The following is a 19,555-nucleotide window of genomic DNA, read 5'->3' on the forward strand; positions in this document are numbered from 1 at the left end:
GTCCGGTACCGCGTACCCGTTGTTCCGACACCGCGTACCCTCATCTCATTGTGACGCCCACCCGACACTCGACGCATATTCGCACGTTTCACCCTCGACGAGGTCGGATGGGCGAGCGGCACCGTGACGCGCTGGACCGGCTCCTGCCGGTGTACGGGCTGCCGGTGACCGGTGAACCCGTCGACCTCGCTGCGTTGTTCGGCCGCCGCGCCCCGGTCGTCCTGGAGATCGGCTCCGGGATGGGCGACGCCACCGTTGGGATGGCCGCGGCCGACCCGGGCCGCGACTACCTCGCGGTGGACGTGCACACCCCGGGGATCGCCAACCTGCTCGCGCTCATCGAGGAGCGGGGGCTGACCAACGTACGGGTCGCCCTCGGTGACGCGCTGGAGCTGGTCGGCGGGCAGCTCGCGCCGGACAGCCTCGCGGCGATCCACGTGTTCTTCCCCGACCCGTGGCCGAAGGCCCGCCACCACAAGCGGCGCCTGATCCAGCCCCGGCACGTGGCGCTGCTGCGCTCGCGGCTGGTACCCGGTGGCACGCTGCACTGCGCCACCGACTCGGCCGACTACGCCGAGGCGATGGTGGAGACGTTGACCGCCGACCCGGAGCTGACCAACGCGCACCCGGGCTACGCCCCGCGGCCGCCCTACCGCCCGTTGACCAAGTTCGAGGAGCGGGGGGTACGGGCCGGCCGCGACGTCTTCGACCTCATCTTCACCCGGGATCTTGGATGCCTGACGGGGTCATAGGCCCCTCATGTGTCCAAGATCGCGGATGCGGGCGGTTTCGTGGCACCATGGACCAGCCATGACGCTCACCGACCAGCTACCGCGCGACGCCAACCCGGACTCCGTCTTCGAAGCCTTCGCGGGCTGGGCGAAGGAGCGGGGCCTCTCCCTCTATCCCCACCAGGAGGAGGCCCTCATCGAGATCGTCTCGGGGGCCAACGTCATCCTGAGCACCCCGACCGGATCCGGCAAGAGCCTGGTGGCCGCCGGCGCGCACTTCGCCGCCCTGGCCGACGACCGCACCACCTTCTACACCGCGCCGATCAAGGCCCTGGTCTCGGAGAAGTTCTTCGCCCTGTGCGAGATGTTCGGCGCGAAGAACGTCGGCATGCTCACCGGCGACGCGAGCGTCAACGAGGATGCCCCGATCATCTGCTGCACCGCCGAGATCCTGGCCAACATCGCGCTGCGTGAGGGCGCGGCGGCCGACGTCGGCCAGGTCGTGATGGACGAGTTCCACTTCTACGCCGACCCGGACCGCGGCTGGGCCTGGCAGGTGCCGCTGATCGAGCTGCCGCAGGCACAGTTCATCCTGATGTCGGCCACGCTCGGCGACGTCAGCTTCTTCGAGAAGGATCTGACCCGGCGCACCGGCCGGCCCACCGCGCTCGTGGGCGGCGCCGAGCGCCCGGTGCCGCTGATGTTCTCGTACGCCATGACGCCGCTGCACGAGACGCTCGAAGAACTTCTCACCACCCACCAGGCGCCGGTCTACGTGGTGCACTTCACCCAGGCGGCGGCCCTGGAGCGGGCACAGGCGCTGATGAGCGTCAACGTCTGCACCCGCGCGGAGAAGGACGCCATCGCCGCGGCGATCGGCAACTTCCGGTTCACCTCCGGCTTCGGCAAGGTGCTGTCCCGGCTGGTCCGGCACGGAATCGGCGTCCACCACGCCGGCATGCTGCCCAAATACCGGCGGTTGGTCGAGACCCTCGCGCAGGCCGGCCTGCTGAAGGTCATCTGCGGTACCGACACCCTCGGCGTGGGTATCAACGTGCCGATCCGCACCGTCCTGTTCACCGGCCTGTCCAAGTATGACGGTACGAAGACGCGACTGCTGCAGGCCCGCGAGTTCCACCAGATCGCCGGGCGGGCCGGCCGGGCCGGGTACGACACGATCGGCACGGTCGTCGTGCAGGCGCCCGAGCACGTGATCGAGAACGAGAAGGCCCTCGCCAAGGCCGGCGACGACCCGAAGAAGCGGCGCAAGGTCGTGAAGAAGAAGCCGCCCGAGGGCTCGATCGGCTGGGGGAAGCCGACCTTCGAGCGGCTCGTCGACGCCGAGCCGGAGCCGCTCAAGTCGAGCTTCGCGGTCAGCCACGCGCTGCTGCTCAACGTCATCGGCCGCGGCGGCGACGTGTTCGCCGCGATGCGCCACCTGCTCGAGGACAACCATGAGGACCGGCCGGCGCAGCGCCGCCACATCCGGCGCGCCATCGCCATCTACCGGGCGCTGCGGGCCGCGGGCGTGGTCGAAAAGGATCCGACGACCGGCTCGGCCCGGCTGACCGATGACCTCCAGTTCGACTTCGCGCTCAACCAGCCGCTGTCGCCGTTCGCGCTGGCCGCCTTCGAACTGCTCGACCGGGAGTCGCTGACGTACGCCCTGGACGTCCTGTCGGTCATCGAGTCCACGCTGGACGATCCGCGCCAGGTGCTGTCGGCCCAGCAGCACAAGGCGCGCGGCGAGGCGGTCGCCGCGATGAAGGCCGAGGGTATCGAGTACGAGCAGCGGATGGAACTGCTCGAGAACGTCACCCACCCGAAGCCGCTGGCCGACCTGCTCGAGGCGGCGTACGACATGTACCGGCGGGGCCACCCGTGGGTCGCCGACCACGAGCTGGCGCCCAAGTCGGTCGTGCGTGACATGTACGAGCGCGCGATGACCTTCACCGAGTACGTCAGCTTCTACGGCCTGTCCCGCTCCGAGGGCCTGGTCCTGCGCTACCTCGCCGACGCCTACAAGGCGCTTCGGCAGACCGTGCCCGACGAGGCCAAGACCGAGGAGCTGGTCGACCTGGAGGCGTGGCTCGGCGAGCTGGTCCGGCAGGTCGACTCCAGTCTCATCGACGAGTGGGAACGGCTGCGCAGCGGAGGCGGCGACCCGGCCGAGGTGGCCGCCGCCGCCGAGCCGCCGGCCGTCACCCGCAACGTGCGGGCGTTCCGGGTACTGGTCCGCAACGCGCTGTTCCGCCGGGTCGAGCTGGCCGCGCTGCGCCGGTACGACGAGCTGGGCGAGCTCGACGCCGAGGACGCACTCGACGCCGACGCCTGGGCCGAAGCCCTGGAGCCCTACTTCGACGAGTACAGCGACATCGGCACCGGGCCGGAGGCGCGCGGGCCGGCGCTGCTGGTGATCGACCAGCAGCCCGGCCGCTGGCTGGTCCGCCAGATCTTCGACGACCCGGCCGGCGACCACGACTGGGGGATCAGCGCCGAGGTGGATCTGGCGGCGTCGGACGCGGCCGGCGCGGCGGTGGTACGGGTGACGGCGGTCGGGCCGTTCTGACGGCTCCAGCCGCCCGGACGGCTCCGGCCGCGGCGGCCGGTCAGGTCCAGGCGGCGGCCGCCTGCTGGACACGCAGGACGACCAGAATGAACAGGGAGAGGGCGACCAGCCGGGCGGTCAGTACCCGTCGGCGGTGCGCCTCGTACGCGTGCCACCACGCCACCGCGGCCTCCGCGAGCGGCCCGACCTCGCGGCGCGGCGCCGGACGTAGGTACGGGGCCAGCCGGGTCGCGGCGCTCGACCGCTGCTGCGGGCCGTCGGTCTCCTCGGCCTCGTCCGGCCAGCTCACCGTGTCGGGCTCCGCCGGCTCCTCCGGCCAGGGCGGGTCGTCCGGGGACAGGAACCGCACCTCGACCGGCCGGCCCTCGTCGCCGAGCCGGCCCCGGCCCTCGTCGCCGCGCCAGTCACTGGACCGGCGGGCGAACGCCAGGCGCAGGTACTCGTCGGCGGCGGCCGGCCGGTGCAGCCGGGTACGTAGCAGTTCCAGCCAGGCCCACCGGGCGGCGACGTCGGTCAGGACCTCCGGGTACAGCAGGTCGGCGGCGTGTTCGTCGCCCACCACCCCGACCGCGTCGCGGCGCAGCGGGTCGAGATGCCGGGCGACGAAGGCGACGTACTCGGGCGGGGCCTCGTCCGCCATCCGGGGCAACACCTGGAGCATGGCGCCTCCTCAGGTCGTGCCTCCTCGGGAGTAGGACCAGGGTGCACCACGTACCGGCAGGATGTCTCGCGCCGCTGCCCGCCCATGTGTCGCATGGCATGCCGGGTGCCGCCTGACGGTGACGCCGTCAGTGTCGCTGGCGGTAGCGGTGGCGGTCGTCGAACGGTAGCTGTGCCAGGGATCGTCTGAGGCGACAACCGGGGTGGGCGTGGTGGGTCCCGTCCACCGCGAACCCTCGCTGGGTTCTCCCTGTCCCTGGTGGACTTCCCGGCGGTCGTTGTGAAGGTGGTCGGGGGAGTTGCGGCGTGCTGACAGACTGACTCCCGCCAATATCGACGGATAACGGGGAATCATCATGGGCCAGGATCCTCAGTCAACGCCGCCCGCCGCGTCCGTGGGGGTGGGCCGCCGCGGCCTGCTCCGCGCCGCCGCGCTCGGCGGCGCGGGCGCGGTCGCCGGGGTCGCCGCCGGCTCACCGTCCGCCGCGCACGCCGCCGAGGCGTCCGCCGCCGCGCAGGCGTCGACCGCCGCGCCGCGCCGGGCCCGCGGTGCGGCCGGCGTACGGATGCGGTGGCTGGGTGTGGCCGGCTGGCAGTTGGCGTTCGACAACCACGTGCTCTACTTCGACCCGTACCTGAGCCGCTTCGACTACACCGCCGACGGCGGCGCTCTGAAGGTGCGCGGCGACGTCATCGAGAACCTGCTCGCGACCGGCCGGCTCAGCGGGCCACCCGAGGTCGTCATGGTCAGCCACGGCCACTGGGACCACATGAACGACGTGCCGTACCTGCTCAACCGGCCGGAGTGGGCGCAGAAACCGATCTACGCGATCGGTACCGAGACCCACCGCCACCTCCTCAACGCGATCGGACTCGCCGAGCACCGGAAGGGGAGTGTCCTGGAGGCCAGCGGCGGGGAGTACTTCAGCTTCGCCGACGGCGCGTACACGATCCAGGTCGTCCGGAGCCTGCACAGCCAGGGCCAGAACTACGGTTTCTTCGCCCCCGGCACGCTCACGGCGAAGCCGGCGACTCCGCGTACCACCGCCGACCTCCTCGAAGGGGGAACGCTCGCGTACCAGGTGACCGTCGCCGACCGGCTGTCGGTGCTCATGTTCGGCGGGACCAACCTCGTCGAGCGGGAACTGGCCGGCCTGCGCCCCGACGTGGTGGCGGTCAGCATGACCTCCCACAACGGGGTGTACCGGTACCTCGAACGGCTGCTCACCGTGCTCGGTGGCCCGAAGTACGTCGTCCCGAGCCACCACGACGACATGGTCACCGGTTTCGACGAGCCCGGCCTGCCGGGGACCGTCCGCAAGAGCGCGGTGGACGAGTTGAAGCAGGCGGTGCGGTCGCTGCGGCTGCGTACCGAGGTCGTCGAGCCCGCGCACCTCACCGACCTGGCGTTCTGACCGCCGTACGCTCCGGCGGCCCCCACCCGGTACGGCCCGGCGATAGGGTTGGCCGGACGGTTCGCCGTCATGCCTGGGGGAGGAGCAGCCATGCCTGATCGGCTGGACGGTACGGTCGCGCTGGTCACCGGCGCATCGAGCGGCATCGGCGAGGCCACCGCGCTCGCGCTCGCCGAGCAGGGTGCCGCGGTCGCGATGGTGGCCCGGCGGGCCGATCGGCTGGAGGCGCTCGCCTCGAAGATCCGCGACGGCGGTGGCCGGGTCCTCCCGCTCGCGGTCGACGTCACCGACGAACAGCAGGCCCGCGACGCTGTGGAGCGTACGGTGGCGGAGCTGGGCCGGCTCGACACGCTGGTCAACAACGCCGGGGTGATGCTGCTCGGGCCGGCGGCCGAGGCGCCGCTGGAGGAGTGGCAGCGTATGGTCGCCGTCAACGTGCTCGGCCTGCTGTACTGCGCGCACGCCGCCCTGCCGCACCTGCTGCGGGCCGCCGAGGACGGGCCGCGCCGGGTGGCCGACATGGTCAACATCAGCTCGGTCGCCGGCCGTCGGGCGACGGCCGGCAGCGCCGTGTACAACGCGACCAAGCACGGGGTCGGCGCGTTCAGTGAAGCGCTGCGCCAGGAGGTCACCGGCCGGCACGTCCGGATCTCGCTGGTCGAGCCGGGTGCGGTCGAGACCGAACTGTCCGGCCACAACCGCCCGGAGGTCCTGGAGACGATACGGCAGCGGTTCGGCGGAATCGAGAGGTTGCAGGCCGCCGACATCGCCGACGCGATCACCTACATCGTCACCCGGCCCCGGCACGTCGCCATCAACGAGATCCTGGTCCGACCGACCGAACAGCAGGGCTGAGCCACGGGCCGAATATGGGGACGATCCCTGATGGCGGTCCTTGCGCCGGCGCGGCACGCTGGACCGTGGCGGTACCACGCCGCCCCGGACAACAGGAGGAAGCATGAACACGGCGCGCCTGGTGGCCTGGCTCGTCCTGCCGGTGGTGGGGCTCGTGGTGCTCGGAATGGCCGCCATCTGGCTGTTCAAGGCGCTGTTCGGCCTGGCGTTCTACCTGCTGGTGGGCCTGGCCGTGGTGGGGGGTGCGATGTACCTGTACCGCCGGGTGCGCCGGTCGGTGGAGCCGGGCACCCGTAACCGGCGGCGCATCGAAGCGGCGGCCGAGACGTACCGGATGCGCAACCGCTGACCGTACCCCAGATACGATCATGGCGTGAGCACGCTGAGAATCCGGCACGGTGGCCCCGACGACGTGGCAGCGGTGCTGGCCATCCTCGACGCCGCCGTGCGCTGGCTGGTGTCGCACGGACGCACCGGCCAGTGGGGCACCGAGCCGTTCTCGTCCATTCCGTCCCGGGTCGAGGCAGCCCAGCGGTGGGCCGCCGACGGCGGCCTGTACCTCGCCGAGGCAGGCGGAGCGCAGGACGGCGAGGGGGACAGGGTCCGGGACGCCGCCACCCCGGTCGGCGCGCTGGTCGTCGGGGCCGCGCCCGGGTACGTGCCGGCCGCGACCGAGCCCGAGCTGTACGTGAACCTGCTGGTCACCGACCATTCGCCGGCCGCCCGTGGCGCGGGTGGCCGGTTGCTCACGCACGCCCGGGAGGTCGCCCGCGCCCGTGGCCTCGGCCTGCTGCGGATCGACTGCTACGCCGGCCACGGTGGCGACCTGGTCCGGTACTACGAGCGTCAGGGCTTCACCGCGACCGATCCGTTCACCGTCGACCAGCCCAGTGGCCACTGGCCCGGCCAGGTGCTTCAGCAACGGCTGGCCTGAGCCGGCGCGAAGGCCCGTGCCGGCGAAAAGTTCGGCGCGGGGCGTCGGAGAACCTGCTCCCGCCACGACGATGAGGATGTGACTGTCCCATCCGCGCGCGGGCCCGGCCCCGGTGCCACGCTGCTGGAGCTGTACGACGAGGCGCTGCCCCAGGTGTACGGGTACCTGCTGGCCCGGTGCGGTGACGCGACGGTGGCGGAGGACCTGACCGCCGAGTGCTTCCTCGCGGCGGCGCGGCGGGAGTGCCGGCCGGCGGCGCTGACGTGCCGGCCGGTCTCGGTCGGTGGGGCCGGTTCGGAGCGGAACAGGGTAGGCAGGCGCTGGTCGCATCTGGTACCGCGGAGAAGTTCCGGTTGTCCGGCCGTGGCGCACCTCGGTCCGCGCGCCGGGTCGCCATCGATGTCCGTCGGGCCGAGGAGCGCAGACTTGCCGGTTGGTGAGCGGTTCGCTCAGTCGAGCAACGCCTCCAGTCGGTCCAGGGCCGTGTCCCAGGGGCGAGGCGCGATGACCGGGATGCCGGCCAGGGCCGCCTGGTGCGCCAGCCATTCGCCGTAGCGCGCACTCGCCTCGGCCCGGTGGCGCTGCTCGCCGGCGGCCGGCTCGCGTAGCCCGTAGTTGTGGACAAGTTGGTCGACGTCGGGCTCGTGGACGAAGACGGCCCGGACGTGCTCGGGTAGCGGTCCGGGGAGCAGATAGTCGCCCTCGATGATCACCGGGGTGTCGGTCTGCACGTGGTTGGCGACCACCGCCTCGATCGCCGGGCGGAGCGCCTGCGCGACGGCGATCTGCCGCTCGACGATCAGGTCCGCGGGAAGGTCTGCCGCCTCCGGATGGGTTGACCAGTAGTGCAGCGCGGGCTGCTGGTTCGGCGTGGTCATGACCAGGAGCGCCTCGACGAGGTCGTCGACCTCGACGATCGGCGTGCCGTACCGGCGGGCCAGCGGGTAGCTCAGCGCCGTTTTGCCGCTGCCCGACGCGCCGCCGATGAGTAGTACCCGCCAGTCCATCAGTCCGTCTCTTTCCGCGATCACGAAGGATTTGTGGGTTTATGACCCCGCATAGTCTCCATGATCGCGGAAAAGCGTCGCGTCATGGAGTTGGGCGAGCGGGGGCCGGAGTGGGGCGGGGGCGGGGCGAGGCGGGGGCGAGGTGGAGGGGAAGGCGATGGGGGAGGTGGCCTCGCCCACGTTGTGGAGATACCCTAGGGGGGTATGCTTAGATGATCAGCGAACCTACTTCGAGGAGACCGCCATGGCGACCACCACGTACACCGTTTCCGGCATGACCTGCGGCCACTGCGTCAGCGCGGTGACCTCCGAGATCAGCCGGCTGGACGGCGTGACCGACGTGCAGGTCGACCTGCCCACCGGTGCGGTCACGGTCACCAGCGACGCGCCGCTCGACGAGGCCGCCGTGGCCGCCGCCGTCGACGAGGCGGGGTACGAGGTCGTGAAGTGACCAGACCAACCCTCGTCCGGCTGGGGGCGTACCTGGTCGGCCTGCTGGTAGTGTTCGCCGGCGCGGCCGGCTTCGGCAGGGCGGTCGGGTCGGTCCCGGTCACCGCGTCGAAGACCGGCCCCGCCGCGGCCACCGCCGGGCAGGGCAACGGGCACGGTGAAACGGCCGGTGGGCACGAGGAAACGGCCGGCGGGCACGGTAAGGCGGCCGGCGGGCAGGCGGCCGGTGGGCACGGTGAAGCGGCCGACGGGCATCTGCCCGGGGGCCTGCAGGTCAGCCAGGACGGGTACCGGCTCACGCCGGTGACCACGACGCTCACCGCCGGCTCCACCACCGACCTGGCCTTCCGGATCACCGGTCCGGACGGCGCGCCGGTCACCCGCTACACCCCGACCCACGAGCGCGACCTGCACCTGATCGTGGTGCGCCGCGACCTCACCGGCTTCCAGCACGTCCACCCGGCGCTCGGCGCGGACGGCACCTGGCGGATCCCGCTCACGGTGGCCACGGCCGGCCAGTACCGGATCTTCACCGACTTCCAGCCCGCGGGCCGGACCGCGCCGCTGACCCTCGGCGTGGACCTGCCGGCGCCGGGCGGTTACGCGCCGGCCGCACTGCCGGCCCCGTCCCATACCATGGCGGTCGACGGGTACACCGTCGACCTGTCGGGCGACCTGACCGCCGGTACCGAGAGCACGTTGACGCTGCGGATCAGCCGCGACGGCACGCCGGTCACCGACCTCCAGCCGTACCTCGGCGCGTACGGGCACCTGGTCGCCCTGCGCGACGGCGACCTGGCCTACCTGCACGTCCACCCGGACGGCGGGCCCGGTGACGGACGCACCGCCGCCGGCCCGGCCGTGACCTTCGTCGCCGACGTGCCCAGCGCCGGCCCCTACCGGCTGTACCTGGACTTCCAGCACGCCGGCCGGGTGCACACCGCCGAGTTCACCGCCGTCGCGGCCGACAAGTGAGGGAGAACCCGTGACCACGCTGTTGCCGACGGCCGGCAACCAGATCGAACTCGCGATCGGCGGGATGACCTGCGCCACCTGTGCCGCCCGCGTCGAGAAGAAGCTCAACCGGATGGAGGGCGTGCAGGCCACGGTCAACTACGCCACCGAGAAGGCGAAGATCACGTACGCGGACGGCGTGACGCCGCAGGACCTGATCGCGACGGTCGAGAAGACCGGGTACACCGCGCGGGTACCCCAGCCGCCGAAGCCGGCCGGCACGGCCGCGCCCGGCGCCCCGGCCGTGGCCGCCGACGAGCTGGCCGGCCTGCGTACCCGACTCTGGGTGTCCCTGGTCCTGACCGTGCCGGTGATCGCGCTGTCCATGGTGCCGGCCTGGCAGTTCACCAACTGGCAGTGGCTGGCCCTGACCCTCGCGGCCCCGGTGGTGGTCTACGGCGCGGCGCCGTTCCACCGGGCGGCGGCCGTGAACCTGCGGCACGGCGCGGCGACCATGGACACCCTGATCTCGCTGGGTACCCTCGCCGCGTTCGGCTGGTCGCTGTGGGCGCTGTTCTTCGGTACCGCCGGCATGCCCGGCATGCGACACCCGTTCACGTTCAGCATCGACCGAACCGACGGCGCCGGGAACCTCTACCTGGAGGCTGCCGCCGGGGTGACGCTGTTCCTGCTCGCCGGCCGGTACTTCGAGGCCCGGTCCAAGCGCCGCGCCGGGGCCGCCCTGCGCGCGCTGCTCACACTCGGCGCCAAGGACGTGGCGGTGCTGCGGGCCGGCGCGGAGGAGCGCATCCCGGTCGAGCAACTCGCGGTGGGGGACCGGTTCGTCGTCCGGCCCGGGGAGAAGATCGCCACCGACGGGGTGGTCGACGAGGGTACCTCCGCCGTCGACATGGCCCTGCTCACCGGCGAGTCGGTACCGGTGGAGGTCGGGCCCGGCGACGCCGTCGTCGGCGCGACCGTCAACGCCGGCGGCCGCCTGGTGGTGCGCGCCACCCGGGTCGGCGCCGACACCCAGCTCGCCCAGATGGCCAAGCTGGTGGAGGACGCCCAGAACGGCAAGGCGGCCGTCCAGCGGCTGGCCGACCGGATCTCCGGCGTGTTCGTACCGGTCGTGATCGCGCTCGCGGTCGCCACCCTCGGCTTCTGGCTCGGGTCGGGCGCCGGGGCCACGGCGGCGTTCACCGCCGCGGTGGCTGTACTGATCATCGCCTGCCCGTGCGCGCTCGGCCTGGCCACCCCGACCGCGCTGCTGGTCGGTACCGGCCGGGGCGCCCAGCTCGGCATCCTGATCAAGGGTCCGGAGGTGCTGGAGTCCACCCGCCGGGTGGACACCGTCGTGCTGGACAAGACCGGCACCGTGACCACCGGCCGGATGAGCCTGCGCGACGTCGTCGCGGTCGACGGCCAGGACACCGACGAGCTGCTGCGGATCGCGGGGGCGCTGGAGGCCGCCTCCGAGCACCCGATCGCGAAGGCGGTCGCCGAGGCGGCAGCCGAACGGCTCGGCACGCTGCCGGCCGCCGGTGGGTTCGCCGGAGTCGAAGGGCTCGGCGTGACCGGTACGGTCGACGGCCACGAGGCGGTGGTCGGGCGCCCGCGCCTGCTGGCCGCACGGGGCCTCACCGTACCGGCCGAGCTGGAGCGGGCGGTGGCCGAGATCGAGGCCGGCGGGCGTACCGCCGTCGTCGCCGGCTGGGACGGCCGTGCCCGCGGCGTGTTCGCGGTCGCCGACACGGTGAAGCCGACCAGCCGGGAGGCGATCACGCGGCTGCGCGCCCTCGGCCTCACGCCGGTACTGCTGACCGGCGACAACGCCACCGTGGCGGCCGCCGTCGCGGCGGAGGTCGGCATCGAGCGGACCGTCGCGGAGGTCCTTCCCGCCGACAAGGTCGACGTGGTCAAGCAACTTCAGGCCGAGGGGCACGTGGTGGCCATGGTGGGCGACGGGGTCAACGACGCCGCGGCGCTCGCCCAGGCCGACCTCGGGTTGGCCATGGGTACCGGTACCGACGTCGCGATCGAGGCGTCCGACCTGACCCTGGTGCGGGGTGACCTGATGGCCGCCGTCGACGCGATCAGGCTGTCCCGGCGCACGCTCCGTACGATCAAGGGCAACCTGTTCTGGGCGTTCGCCTACAACGTCGCGGCTCTGCCGCTCGCGGCGACCGGCCTGCTCAACCCGATGATCGCGGGTGCGGCGATGGCGTTCTCGTCGGTGTTCGTGGTCTCCAACAGCCTGCGGCTGCGCGGGTTCCGGACCGTGACGTAGCACTCGCGTACCGGTGAGGCGCCGAGACCGGCGGCTCAGCCGCGTTTCATCAGCCGGCCGACCGCCGCCATCATCTCGTCGGCCATCTCCTGGCTGCGGCCGGACTCCGCGCCGGCCTTCATACAGTGCCGGGCGTGGTCGTCGAGCAGGCCCAGCGCAACCTTGTCCAGGGCCGCCTGGATGGCGCTGATCTGAGTAAGCACGTCGATGCAGTAGCGGTCCTCTTCGACCATCCGCTCGATGCCACGGACCTGACCTTCGATACGGCGCAGCCGGCCCAGCAACTGGTCCTTGGTGGCGGTGTACCCGCGGATCGGTGATGTCACGAACCCATCGTACCGGGACCCCCGGGGGGTATCAGTCGTCCGGCGTGCGGACCGGCGGCCCCGGTACGACGGCTCGGCGGCCGCGGTTCGCGGGTCGGTGGCTGCGCTTCGTGGGGTGGCTGTGGGCCGAGGGGCGGCGTCTCCCGACGGCGCGGCGATTGCCGGCTGCCACCACGCAGGTACAGGGCCAGGATCAGCGCCAGCCACGCACCGCCCAGGGCGTACCCGCCGAGGACGTCGGTGAGCCAGTGCGCGCCGAGGTAGATCCGGGACGCGCCGACGAGCAGCACCACGGCGGCCACCGCCGACAGCAGGCAGGCGCGACCCTGCCGGGAGCGCCCGGCGAGCAGGACGATCGCCAGCATGCCCCAGGTGGCGACCGCCTGGGTGGTGTGCCCCGACGGGTACGCCGCGCCGCCGGCGTGCCCGATCATGTCAGCGGGCGCCGGCCGGGGCCGCGCCACCAGGTACTTGGCGGTCTGGTACAGCACGACCGCGCCGAGGTACGCCGCCCACAGGTGTCGTGCCGCCCACCAGCCGCCGGTACCCCGGTGCCGGACCAGCAGCACGGTCGTCACCAACAACAGCGGGACCAGTACGGCGCTGGAGCCCAGCCAGGTGGCGGTACCCAGGACCAGCGTGAGCCAGCCGGTGCGGCGCGCCACGACGAAAGCCTGTACCCGCGGATCGAGGCTGGCCAGGCCCGTCCGGTCGACGGCGGCGTCGGTGAGCCCGACGAACAGGCACGCGCACAGCCAGCCGATGGTGACCGTCACGGTCAGCGTCAACCCGTCCGGGGTGGCCGGGTCGAGGCGGTGGCGCAGCCACGCCACCTGAGCCGGGAAGCGGCGGCGGACCCACGCCGCCGGTGGGGTGGCCGCGAGACGGTCGCCGGTCGCCTGTACCCGGCCGGAGCGGCGGCGTACCGCCCGGCCGAGGAGGGTCACGGCGAACCCGAGCGCGAACAGGGCGAGCATCACCAGGCCGACCCGGCCGGCCAGGTGCGCCGCCCGCTGCCAGTTCGCGCCGGCGGCGTACCCGATCGCCACCATCACCGTCGCCCACGCGGCGCCACCGGTAACGTTGTAGAGCGCGAAGGTGCCGTACGGCATCCGGGCCATCCCCGCCAGACCGGGGATCAGCACCCGCAGCGCCGCCGTGAAACGCCCGAGGAACACCGCCTTCCCACCCCGCTCGGCCAGGTAGCGCTCGGCCCGGTCGAGATGTCGGCGCCGCACGAACCGTTCCGCGGGCCCGTCCAGCAGCCGCCGGCCGTAGCGGCGGCCCACCGCGTACCCGACGCTGTCGCCGAGTACCGCGCCGGCGACCGCCGCGACGAGGACGGCCGGGAGATCGGCCCGGTGGTGGACCGCGAGGACCCCGCCGAGCAGGACCGCGATCTCGCCAGGGAACACGAACCCGAGGAACGTCGACGACTCCAGCAGCGGCAGCGTGAACACGACGGCGAGCGCGGCCCACCCGTGCAGGCCGAGGATGTACCGGGCGATGGTGACCGTCATGTGACTGCCTCCGGGCCGGAACCTGCGCGGTCGGGTCATGGTGTCTGGTACCCGGCCACCGCTGACTACCCGATCAGTCTCTGCCACCCGGTCGCCGCCCCACCACCTGATCGCGGCCCGGTCGTCGCCGGAGTGGCCGGTCCTCGCCGGCGCTGACGGTGCCCGCGTGGCCGGCGCGGGCCGGGGGTGGCAAGCTACGAAGCACAGACACCTAACCGCAGCTCACACCTGTCTGGCGACATCATCCGCACGGTCGCCGGACGTGGACCGGTGGGTGGGACGGGTCCGCAGCCGGCGGGCCGACCGTCCCGGTGGATTGGGAGGCGCCATGCGCGCGATTCTCGTCGAGCAGTTCGGCGGGCCGGACGTGCTGCGGGTCAAGGACGTGCCGCTGCCCCAACCGAGATCGGACGAGGTGCTGGTCCGGATCCTGTCCACCGGGGTCGGGCCGTGGGACGTGGCCCAGCGGCGCGGCCGGCTCGGCACCGAACTGCCCTACATCCCCGGATTCGAGTGCGCCGGCACCATCGTGGGCACGACGGGGGACAACGCCGGGTTCCACGACGGCGAGCCGGTGTACGGGTACATCGGGTTCGGCGGCGCCTGCGCCGAGTACGCCGCCTGCCGGCCGGACCGGTTGGCCCCGATACCGATGGCACTGGCGTTGTGGGAGGCGGGCGCCGCGCCGGTCGACCTGCTGACCGCCGACGCCGGGATCACCGACGCGTTGGGAGTGTGCCGCGGGCAGACCGTACTCGTCACCGCCGCCGCCGGAGGGCTGGGCCATCTTGCCGCCCAGCTCGCGGTGCACGCCGGGGCGATGGTCATCGGTACGGCCGGGCGCGACCACCACGACTTCGTACACAAGCTCGGGGTCGCCGAGGTGGTCGACCACTACGACACCGACTGGCCGCAGCGGGTACGCGACCTGGTCCCGGGCGGTGTCGACGCCGCGTTGTCGAGCGTGGCGGCCACCACCGCGGGGGCCGTCGCCACCACCCGCGACGGCGGTGTCGTCGCCACGCCGACCCCGGGTGGAGAGGTACCGACCGGCCGCCGGGTGCAACTACTGCGCTACCAGGGCCCGATGGACGGCCGGCGGCTGGCCCGGCTAGCTCCGGCCCTCGACGAGGGGGCCGTCGCGGTCATCGTCTCCACGCGCTTCGACCTGGAGGATGCGCCCGCTGCGCATGCGCAGGTCGAGCAGGGGCACACCCGGGGCAAGGTAGTCCTGAGCGTCACCGACGTTTGATCGCCCCAGCACCTCGCCGTGCGCGACGGTGGACCTCGCCGTCGCGATGGTGAACCGGTTGATGCTCAGGCAACGCCCGGCTCAGCGAGGCCGTGCAGAGTCTCCGCCAGGCGTGAGGCCCGCGGTCGTGGGAGGACAGCCGCTCTCCACCCTAGGACAGGCAGAACTCGTTGCCTTCCGGGTCGGCGACCGTGACCCAGGTATGCGGCCCCTGCTGCCCCCGGTGCAGGAACGTCGCACCCCGGGCGGTCAGCCGCTCCAGTTCGGCGTCGAGGTTCTCAGCGCCGACCCACACGTCCAGGTGGACCCGGTTCTTGACGGTCTTGGCCTCCGGAACCAGTTGGAACAGGATCCGCTTGCGCGGGCCGTGCTCCGCTCCGCCGGGGTGCCGGATGGCGGCGCCTTCCTTCCACACCAGCGTCCCGTTGTGGGTTGTCGTATCGTCCTCGGTGGCGTGGCCTTCCGCGATCATGCGGCGGATGAACGCCTCGTCGGACGGCTCGACGAGCCAGCCGAGCGTCTCGGCCCACCAGTCGGCGAGGGTGTGCGGGTCGGTGGCGTCGATGGTGACCTGGAAGTCGTATGCCATGCCCGCAGATGGTAGGGGCACCCACCGACAGGACGCCGCACTTCGGACGGTCCGCTCGGCTTCTGCGCCGGTGTGGCGGTGTGGCCCGGCCCGGCTACGGAGCCGATGTGGCCCGGCCCCTTCGCGGATGCGAGGCCGGGTGGGCGAGGATGGCGGCATGAAATGGACGCGGGCCGTTCACCATGTCGAGTCGCTGGCGCGGGCATGCGCCGACATGGCCACCCGGCCATCCTCGATCTTCCCGATCCGGGTGACCCAGTTGTGGGCGGTCGGTGACGTCCTCGGCCCGCCGCGGGACCTGGAGGCCGTGACCGTCGCCCTGAGCGTCGACCTGCCGGTTGACGAGGTGCCGTGGTGGACCGAACCGCACGGCGCCCAGCATTGGGCGAGCGCCACCCGCCTGACGAAGAATCCGATCGTGGCGTGGTGGCGGTCCGCCCACGCGCCGGTGTGGAACCACCGCATCGACCGGCCCGTCCTGGTCTGGGACGGCACGGACGGCGTCCGGGAGGAGGCCCTGGTGGCGCTGGCCGAGGGGCGCGGCGAAGCCCTCCGACCAGCCGCCGTGGACCCGGACCTGCTGCGCGAGCGGCTCCGCGACGAGCTGGCGGTGAGCCGGCGCGCTCTGCGCGCACGGACGCAGACCTACGAGCAGCGGCGCTGGAGTCCCGGGAAGCTCGAACCGGTCGCGGACGCCTTGTGGCAGGTCAGCAGCGGATACCTGGACGTGCTCGACGCCGTCGAGCAGGGATAGGTAGCCCACGCCACCGGCGACTACGCGGAGCAGGCGAGAGCGCGGAGCAGGCGACTACGCGGATTTGGGGGGATGGTGTAGGAACCCGGCCGGGCCGTGGCCGCACCCGGCCGGGTCCACTTCGGTCGCTTCCCCACGACCGGCGCGGCCACCCCCAGTCGCCGCGCACGGTTATCGTACATGTGTTCCATCGGTGGTCGTCGCGGGGTCGTCCGGAGTGGCCCACGCGGACGGTCGGACAAGAAGGGGCGGCCGGCGGGTCGCCGGCCGCCCCAAGGGGGTACGTCAGATGGTCACGCCCTGGTGCAGGCGGTCCCGTTGAGGGCGAAGTTCGTCGGTGCCGCGTTGCTGCCGCTGTAGGTGCCCTGGAACCCGAACGACGCGCTGCTGCCCGGCGCGATGGCCCCGTTGTGGCTGGCGTTGGTCGCGGTCACCGAGGAGCCGCTCTGCGTCACGGTCGCGTTCCATGCGTTGGTGACCTGCTGGTTGCCGGGGAACGAGAAGGTCAGCCGCCAGCCGTTCACGGCGCTGCTGGAGGTGTTCGTGACGGATACGTCCGCGGTGAAGCCGGTACCCCAGGAGTTGGTGGTGTAGGCCACCCGGCAGGCGCCGGTGCCGGGCGGGGGAGTCGTCGGTGGGCGCGTGGTCGGCGGCGCGGTCGTCGGTGGCGTCGTGGGGCCGCCACCCCCGTTGACAGAGGCGGAGAACGAGGTCACGGCCAGTCCGGCGCCACCGATCCACGGCTCGAAGCCGGCCTGGATGCTCGTGAGGTACCACGAGTTGGTGACGTTGGTGCGGGTCTTCGTGTCGTTGATGAAGTCCAGCACGCTGAAGTTCCAGCTCGTGATGGGCGATGGCGCGACGTACGACACGACGTTGTTCGAGCCGTTGCTGCCGGTCCAGACCTCCCAGGTACGACCGCCGATGGTCGCGCTGCCGGTCCGCGAGCCGACCGGCTGGATCGACCCCTGTCGGTTGAACCAGATCATGATCTCCTGCTGGTTCACGCCGTCCTTCTTGGGCGTCGGATCCAGCCAGATGTCGTACGCGGCGTCGTAGGTGCCACTGCCGGGGTACGAGTAGGTGATGCTGCTCGTGGCGCTGCTGACCTGGCTGAGTTGTATCGGCAGGTTGGTACCTGGCGAGCAGTTGGTGTAGTGGCATCCGTAGTAGATAGCGGGATACGACGCCGGCGCGCCGTTGGTCGGCTTGTTGTGGTTGGCCGTCGTAATGGTGAAGCCACTGTTGGTGACGTTGATGCACTGGGCGGTGCTGGCGCCCCAGAGGTTGTTCATCACGACGTAGCGGTTCTGGATGACGGTCGAACCGTACTGCTCGCAGATCTGGGTGTCGGCGTTCGCCTGACCGGCCATGGAGACCGCGACGGCCGAGCCGGCGAGGAGAAGGCCGGCCGCGCCGAGGGCGCGGAGGAGACGTTTCATGGTGCTCCTTGGTGGGCGTCCAGGAGTGTGGGGATTTCGGGAGCGCTCCCACCAAAGGCTATGACACATTTACATGTATGAAAAGATGGTCGGTCGGTTATGGAGGTCGGTCCGTGAATTGATGGTCGGTGACCGGGGTCGGGTGCCACCGCGCTCGGGACGCTCGGCTCCGGGCTCGGACCCCTGCCGTGCCTCAAGCCCCGCGTTGCGGACCCCTGCCGTGCCTCGTGATCGACATGACGGGTCCGTGCCGCGCCTCACGATCCGTGCGACAGGGTTCTGCCGCGCCTCATGATCCGTGCGACAGGGTTCTGCCGCGCCTCACGATCCGCGCAATGTCGCGAACTTTGCTGCTTCCGGCCGCCGGATAGCCGCAATGTCGCCAGAATTGTGTGGATCTTGCGGTGGGGACACGCGGGCGGCCGGCTCCAGTGCGGTGATGGGCGGCGGGGGACACGCGGGCGTGCGGGGACACGCGGGCGTGCGGGGACACGCGGGCGTCCGGGGACACGCGGGCGGCCGGGGACACGCGGGCGGCCGGGGACACGCGGGCGGCCGGGGACACGCGGGCGTCCGGGGACACGCGGGCGTCCGGCATCCAGTGCGGTGACCGCCCCGGATGCGACGCAGCCCCCGCATGGTGATGGGCGGCCGGCCCGAGACGTCCGGACCGACCGCCCTCGTGGGACGCGATCAGAGGGTGGCCGCGACGAGCTCCGCGAGCTGTACGGCGTTGAGCGCGGCGCCCTTGCGCAGGTTGTCGTTGGAGCAGAAGAGCGCGAGTCCGTGCTCGACGGTCTCGTCGGCCCGGATCCGGCCCACGTACGTCGGGTCCTGGCCGGCGGCCTGCAGCGGGGTCGGTACGTCCGACAGCGCCACGCCGGGGGCGCCGTCGAGCAGCTCACGGGCGCGCTCGGGGCTGATCGGCCGGGCGAACCGGGCGTTGATCTGCAGCGAGTGGCCGGTGAAAACGGGTACCCGTACGCAGGTGCCGGACACCTTCAGGTTCGGGATTTCGAGGATCTTGCGGCTCTCGTTGCGGAGCTTCTTCTCTTCGTCCGTCTCACCAGCGCCGTCGTCGATGATCGAGCCGGCGAGGGGCAGGACGTTGAACGCGATCGGCGCGGCGAACTTGCGCGGCGCCGGGAACTGCACTCCCGAGCCGTCGAAGGCCAGCTCGGTGGCCCGGTCGGCGACCTTGCGGACCTGCTCGTCAAGCTCGGACACGCCGGCCAGGCCGGCGCCGGACACCGCCTGGTAGGTGGAGACCACCAGGCTGACCAGCCCGGCTTCGGCGTGCAGTGGGCGCAGGACCGGCATGGCGGCCATGGTGGTGCAGTTCGGGTTGGCGATGATCCCCTTGGGGCGTACGGCGGCCGCGTGCGGGTTGACCTCCGACACGACCAGCGGTACGTCCGGGTCCATCCGCCAGGCGGAGGAGTTGTCGATCACCACGGCACCGGCGGCCGCGACGCGGGGCGCCAGCTCCTTCGACGTCGCGCCACCGGCGGAGAACAGCGCGATGTCCAGGTCCGAGTAGTCCGCCGTGGCGGCGTCCTCGACGGTCACCTGTCCGTCCTGCCATGGCAGGGCCCGGCCGGCCGAGCGGGCCGAAGCGAACAGGCGCAACTGGGTGACCGGGAACTGACGCTCCGCCAGGATCTGGCGCATGACGCCCCCGACCTGGCCGGTGGCTCCGACGATGCCGATTCTCATGCCGCGAGGTTACCCAGGTCATGCGGCCTTCGCAGCCGGGTAGGCGGCCGGCACGGTGCGACGGTCGCCACCGCCACCGTGCCGGCGGCCG

The 19,555-nt window shown here is 72.1% G+C and carries 18 protein-coding genes; 11 read left to right on the forward strand and 7 right to left on the reverse strand.

Features of this window, described 5'->3' with window-relative positions; genetic code table 11:
- The first annotated feature begins 107 nt into the window (after nt 1-107).
- Nucleotides 108-752, forward strand: coding sequence for a tRNA (guanosine(46)-N7)-methyltransferase TrmB (gene trmB, locus ACNTMW_RS25465; RefSeq protein ID WP_426636328.1), 645 nt, complete (start codon nt 108-110; stop codon nt 750-752).
- Between the two features lie 58 nt (nt 753-810).
- Nucleotides 811-3,300: a DEAD/DEAH box helicase gene (locus tag ACNTMW_RS25470; RefSeq protein WP_426636330.1), complete on the forward strand. Its 2,490-nt coding sequence runs from the start codon at nt 811-813 to the stop codon at nt 3,298-3,300.
- Nucleotides 3,301-3,340: 40 nt separating this feature from the next.
- Here ACNTMW_RS25470 and ACNTMW_RS25475 read toward each other — a convergent pair whose 3' ends face one another.
- The gene (locus tag ACNTMW_RS25475; RefSeq protein ID WP_426636331.1) at nt 3,341-3,961 is read right to left on the reverse strand and encodes a hypothetical protein; all 621 of its coding nucleotides are present in this window, start codon (nt 3,959-3,961) and stop codon (nt 3,341-3,343) included.
- A 355-nt stretch (nt 3,962-4,316) separates the two neighbouring features.
- Between ACNTMW_RS25475 and ACNTMW_RS25480 the strand changes: the two genes are divergently transcribed.
- The 4 genes from ACNTMW_RS25480 (at nt 4,317) to ACNTMW_RS25495 (ending at nt 7,164) form a co-directional block, all read left to right on the forward strand.
- Nucleotides 4,317-5,375: an MBL fold metallo-hydrolase gene (locus ACNTMW_RS25480; protein WP_426636332.1), complete on the forward strand. Its 1,059-nt coding sequence runs from the start codon at nt 4,317-4,319 to the stop codon at nt 5,373-5,375.
- 90 nt (nt 5,376-5,465) lie between these two features.
- Nucleotides 5,466-6,230 carry an SDR family NAD(P)-dependent oxidoreductase gene (locus ACNTMW_RS25485; RefSeq protein ID WP_426636333.1) on the forward strand — a complete coding sequence of 255 codons (765 nt, stop codon included), beginning with the start codon at nt 5,466-5,468 and terminating at the stop codon, nt 6,228-6,230.
- A gap of 103 nt (nt 6,231-6,333) precedes the next feature.
- On the forward strand, nt 6,334-6,579 hold the full coding sequence (locus ACNTMW_RS25490; RefSeq protein ID WP_426636334.1) for a DUF5326 family protein: 246 nt from the start codon (nt 6,334-6,336) through the stop codon (nt 6,577-6,579).
- A 24-nt stretch (nt 6,580-6,603) separates the two neighbouring features.
- Nucleotides 6,604-7,164 (forward strand): GNAT family N-acetyltransferase, encoded by a 561-nt coding sequence (locus tag ACNTMW_RS25495; RefSeq protein WP_426636335.1) that lies wholly within the window; start codon nt 6,604-6,606, stop codon nt 7,162-7,164.
- A gap of 449 nt (nt 7,165-7,613) precedes the next feature.
- On the opposite strand, the gene ACNTMW_RS25500 is transcribed toward ACNTMW_RS25495, so the two are convergent.
- A complete protein-coding gene (locus ACNTMW_RS25500) occupies nt 7,614-8,195 on the reverse strand; it encodes a hypothetical protein (protein ID WP_426636336.1) in 582 nt (193 codons plus the stop codon).
- Between the two features lie 220 nt (nt 8,196-8,415).
- On the opposite strand from ACNTMW_RS25500, the gene ACNTMW_RS25505 reads away from it, so the two are divergent.
- The 3 genes from ACNTMW_RS25505 to ACNTMW_RS25515 are packed head-to-tail and all read left to right on the forward strand — an operon-like array spanning nt 8,416 to nt 11,865.
- The gene (locus tag ACNTMW_RS25505; RefSeq protein ID WP_426636337.1) at nt 8,416-8,622 is read left to right on the forward strand and encodes a heavy-metal-associated domain-containing protein; all 207 of its coding nucleotides are present in this window, start codon (nt 8,416-8,418) and stop codon (nt 8,620-8,622) included.
- Nucleotides 8,619-9,596: a hypothetical protein gene (locus ACNTMW_RS25510; protein ID WP_426636338.1), complete on the forward strand. Its 978-nt coding sequence runs from the start codon at nt 8,619-8,621 to the stop codon at nt 9,594-9,596. Before ACNTMW_RS25505 ends, ACNTMW_RS25510 begins: the two co-directional genes overlap by 4 nt.
- 10 nt (nt 9,597-9,606) lie before the next feature.
- Entirely contained in the window at nt 9,607-11,865 is a 2,259-nt protein-coding gene (locus tag ACNTMW_RS25515; protein ID WP_426636339.1) for a heavy metal translocating P-type ATPase, read from the forward strand.
- 35 nt (nt 11,866-11,900) lie between these two features.
- Here the strand turns inward: ACNTMW_RS25515 and ACNTMW_RS25520 are convergent, their stop codons facing one another.
- Nucleotides 11,901-12,191, reverse strand: a complete 291-nt coding sequence (locus tag ACNTMW_RS25520) for a metal-sensitive transcriptional regulator (RefSeq protein WP_426636340.1) — start codon at nt 12,189-12,191, stop codon at nt 11,901-11,903.
- A complete protein-coding gene (locus ACNTMW_RS25525) occupies nt 12,188-13,711 on the reverse strand; it encodes a bifunctional DedA family/phosphatase PAP2 family protein (RefSeq protein ID WP_426636341.1) in 1,524 nt (507 codons plus the stop codon). Before ACNTMW_RS25525 ends, ACNTMW_RS25520 begins: the two co-directional genes overlap by 4 nt.
- A gap of 328 nt (nt 13,712-14,039) precedes the next feature.
- Here ACNTMW_RS25525 and ACNTMW_RS25530 point away from each other — a divergent pair, with 328 nt between their 5' ends.
- Nucleotides 14,040-14,963, forward strand: a complete 924-nt coding sequence (locus tag ACNTMW_RS25530) for an NADP-dependent oxidoreductase (RefSeq protein WP_426636342.1) — start codon at nt 14,040-14,042, stop codon at nt 14,961-14,963.
- Nucleotides 14,964-15,114: 151 nt separating this feature from the next.
- Here the strand turns inward: ACNTMW_RS25530 and ACNTMW_RS25535 are convergent, their stop codons facing one another.
- Nucleotides 15,115-15,552, reverse strand: a complete 438-nt coding sequence (locus tag ACNTMW_RS25535) for a VOC family protein (RefSeq protein WP_426636343.1) — start codon at nt 15,550-15,552, stop codon at nt 15,115-15,117.
- 157 nt (nt 15,553-15,709) lie between these two features.
- On the opposite strand from ACNTMW_RS25535, the gene ACNTMW_RS25540 reads away from it, so the two are divergent.
- The gene (locus ACNTMW_RS25540) at nt 15,710-16,306 is read left to right on the forward strand and encodes a DUF7711 family protein (RefSeq protein WP_426636344.1); all 597 of its coding nucleotides are present in this window, start codon (nt 15,710-15,712) and stop codon (nt 16,304-16,306) included.
- Between the two features lie 293 nt (nt 16,307-16,599).
- Here the strand turns inward: ACNTMW_RS25540 and ACNTMW_RS25545 are convergent, their stop codons facing one another.
- Nucleotides 16,600-17,748, reverse strand: coding sequence for a glycoside hydrolase family 12 protein (locus tag ACNTMW_RS25545; RefSeq protein ID WP_426636345.1), 1,149 nt, complete (start codon nt 17,746-17,748; stop codon nt 16,600-16,602).
- Nucleotides 17,749-18,441: 693 nt separating this feature from the next.
- Nucleotides 18,442-19,464 (reverse strand): aspartate-semialdehyde dehydrogenase, encoded by a 1,023-nt coding sequence (locus tag ACNTMW_RS25550; protein ID WP_426636346.1) that lies wholly within the window; start codon nt 19,462-19,464, stop codon nt 18,442-18,444.
- Nucleotides 19,465-19,555 lie beyond the last annotated feature (91 nt).

This window comes from Planosporangium spinosum (genome assembly GCF_049999945.1).
Classification (GTDB): Bacteria; Actinomycetota; Actinomycetes; order Mycobacteriales; family Micromonosporaceae; genus Planosporangium; species Planosporangium spinosum.